This is a genomic window from Gilliamella sp. Fer1-1, assembly GCF_001690825.1.
GTDB classification, from domain to species: domain Bacteria; phylum Pseudomonadota; class Gammaproteobacteria; order Enterobacterales; family Orbaceae; genus Gilliamella; species Gilliamella apicola_C.
In genome coordinates this window covers 1-514 of the sequence record NZ_LZGX01000095.1, presented here as the reverse complement: position 1 = coordinate 514, position 514 = coordinate 1, and the positions used below count along the sequence as shown (strand labels likewise).

The following is a 514-nucleotide window of genomic DNA, read 5'->3' as shown; positions in this document are numbered from 1 at the left end:
AGGTGGGAGACTTCATTAGCGTCTATCCAGTAATGCTTATCCTCAACAATAAAACGAATTGTAAAGCAACCTTTATTATCATCGGTCGGCTCAGAGTAGACACCCGGTAGCGTTATCTGTGGCGCGCCACTACTCACTAGCTCAACTTCAGTGGGGATGTCATTTAAGGTTAGTTCAGGATAAAGGAAGCGGTTAATATCAATCAACCGCGCTTTATCTGTTTGCGTTAAACGGTACCATTGTTTTTGCGGTATGGTGTTTTGCGTTTTACCGTTAATCCCATTAATCCCACCGCCTAACGGCGTATTGAATGAAGACTGTCGTGAAGCGTCAAAATATATCAATGGTATACTAAAGGTATATTCCGGTTTGATTTTAACATAGCAATAGTTACTGCTATCTACAAAATGAATCCCTATGCCACTGTTTAAATAGCTATCTGCTGAGGGCTGAATTAATCTGGCCTCTTTTTCAACTAATATGATTGTCTTTTCACTTTCTGGAAGCTTGTCCG

1 protein-coding gene is annotated in these 514 nt (G+C 40.7%); it reads right to left on the bottom strand.

What is annotated here, in order from left to right:
* Positions 1 to 514: hypothetical protein (locus tag A9G28_RS13640; protein WP_176702101.1), on the bottom strand; the 514-nt coding region annotated here is incomplete at both ends.